This is a genomic window from Spongiactinospora gelatinilytica (genome assembly GCF_003236385.1).
GTDB lineage: Bacteria > Actinomycetota > Actinomycetes > Streptosporangiales > Streptosporangiaceae > Spongiactinospora > Spongiactinospora gelatinilytica.
Genome location: NZ_POUA01000647.1, coordinates 1 through 2,159 on the forward strand (window position 1 = coordinate 1; position 2,159 = coordinate 2,159).

The window sequence follows — 2,159 nt, forward strand, 5'->3', positions numbered from 1 at the left end:
TGAGCCTTTTTCGTGCGCCCAGTAGAACGGAGGTGAAGCCGTGACATAGCGGCTCATCTTGTGTTCGTAAGCTCGTCGTCGCTTGCCGGTGGAAGTCCGGTCCGGGTAGATGCCAGGAGGCCCGGTAGCAGGCTGGCGGTTTCGTCTGGAACGGGCGGGGTCGAAGCCCAGCGTCAAAGGCCCTTTCAAGGGGAAGCAACGGATGCGGTCCGTAGCATGAAGCGAAGCCTGCGGCGTCGTTACTCAGCCGTCCTTCGGGGCGGGACAAGGGAGAGCCGAGCCTTTCGAGATCAGGGCGAAGGCCATGGACGCGGTGAAGAGCCTGGAAGCGCAGCCGTCAAGAACTCCCCGGCGTATGGGGCATGGAACGCATCGATAGTGACGGCGGGAACTGGGGAGGCCCTCCCCGGCCCGGTGATGTGCGGAAAGAGTTGCCGGAGCGTGGCGTCCTATAACCGATGACCTCGGGAAGTGGATGGCCGGCCGGGTGGGCGTCGGAGGTGGCCGTAGTACCGCTACCAGCCGATCGGACAACACAACCGGCGGCGATGGGAAGGGCCACTGCTTCGTCGATGCGTGCGACTGTTGAGGAGGGGCCTGGTGAGTGCCGTTTCGGCTATCCCCGCCGCTGGGGGATCTGGTGGACGTTGTCCGCGAGATCCGGTCCGAGCCTTGCAGCACACGCTCTACCGGGCGGCCAAGGCCGAACCCGGGCGTCGATTCCACGCGTTGATGGACAAGGTCTACCGCAAAGACGTCCTGGCGCGCGCGTGGCTGACGGTGCGCGGCAACAACGGCGCACCGGGTATCGACCAGGTCACCCTGGCCAAGGCCGAGGAGTACGGCGTGGACCGGCTGCTCGGCGAGTTGGCCTGCGAACTACGGGAGGGACGCTATCGTCCGCTGCCCGCGCGGCGGGTGCTGATCCCGAAGCCGGGGGTGCGGGAGGAACTGCGCCCGTCATCGATTCCCGCAGTTCGTGATCGCGTTGTGCAGGCCGCCGTGAAGATCGTGTTCGAACCGGTCTTCGAGGCGGACATGCTGGACTGCTCGTTCGGGTTCCGCCCGAAACGTTCAGCGCACGACGCCCTGCAGGTGCTCATGGACGAGCACGGGCGGGGACGCCGATGGGTGGTCGAGACGGACATCGCCAACTGCTTCTCGGCGATTTCGCACGATGCGTTGATACAGGCGATCGAGGAACGCGTCTGTGACCGGTCGCTCCTGAAACTCCTGCGCGCGATCCTGCGCGCTGGGGTGATGGAGGACGGGCAGGTGCGCAAAACGGATACCGGAACGCCCCAGGGCGGGGTCGTTTCACCCGTCATGTGCAACGTCTACCTGCGCCGGCTTGATCGGGCATGGGACGAAGCAGACGGGGTCATGGTCCGGTTCGCCGACGATGTCGCGGTGATGTGCTGGTCGCGCAGTCAAGCCGAACGGGCCCTGGCCCGGCTGGTCGAACTGCTGGCCGAGCCGGGGCTGGAGCCCAAGACGGCCAAGACCCGTATCCTGCGACTGGAGGTGGGCGGGGAAGGCTTCGACTTTCTCGGCTTCCACCACCGGCTGGTCCGATCGACCGGTTTCAACGGCAAACGACCATTTGTCTTCCTCGCCCGCCGGCCCGCGGGCAAGGCCATGCGGCGTGCCCGTGACCGGATCCGGCAACTCACCGACCGGCGCAGGCGGTTGCGGCCTGAAGCGATCACCGAAGAGGTCAATCTCTTCCTGCGTGGCTGGGTGGCCTACTTCAAGTACGGGCACTCCGCCGAGCGCTTCAGCAAGATCAGGCAATATGCGCGGATGCGGCTCGCTTTGTTCATCAGCAAGCGGCACCGTGCCAGCAAGGGGTTCGGCTGGCGAACACTGGTTACCTTGTCGCCGAACGAACTCGGCCTGATCGGCATGTATGGAATCGTCGCCTCGCCCAGGCCCTTCAAGGACTGGCGGGTGAGGCCGAATGCCGGCGGTGAACGACGTCGGTGAGCCGGGTGCGGGAGAACCGCACGCCCGGTTCGATGCGGCGGGAGCTGGAAACGGAGCCATGAACCTGGTCATGGTCATCGGGGAGGGCACAGCCGACCGGGAAACCGGCGGAAGACAGGCCCCGAGCCCTACCGTCAGGAGAAGCAACCGCGCCAGCTCCCGACCCTACACCG

At 65.9% G+C, this 2,159-nt stretch carries 1 protein-coding gene; it reads left to right on the top strand.

The features are described from left to right. The first annotated feature begins 672 nt into the window (after window positions 1–672). Window positions 673–1,986: a group II intron reverse transcriptase/maturase gene (gene ltrA, locus C1I98_RS38190; protein WP_199537539.1), complete on the top strand. Its 1,314-nt coding sequence runs from the start codon at window positions 673–675 to the stop codon at window positions 1,984–1,986. Window positions 1,987–2,159: the final 173 nt, after the last annotated feature.